Here is a 294-nt window from a genome sequence, read left to right as displayed (position 1 = left end):
TCAATCCACGAGGCTCTTGCAAGCCTCGACGAAAAGAATTCCTTTTTAACTTTCTCCCTATGGTATTTCAATCCACGAGGCTCTTACAAGCCTCGACTTTGACTGCGCGCCCGCTGCTGGCGCAGGTACCATTTCAATCCACGAGGCTCTTACAAGCCTCGACTAAACCAAACGACAATAAGCGTGCAGAAGATGCGATTTCAATCCACGAGGCTCTTACAAGCCTCGACTCAAGTTCGTCATCCTCAAGGTCTGCGAGCAGATTATTTCAATCCACGAGGCTCTTACAAGCCT

The organism is Clostridium sp. KLE 1755 (genome assembly GCF_000466465.2).
GTDB lineage: Bacteria > Bacillota > Clostridia > Lachnospirales > Lachnospiraceae > Eisenbergiella > Eisenbergiella porci.
Note: the sequence above shows the minus strand (reverse complement) of the source record.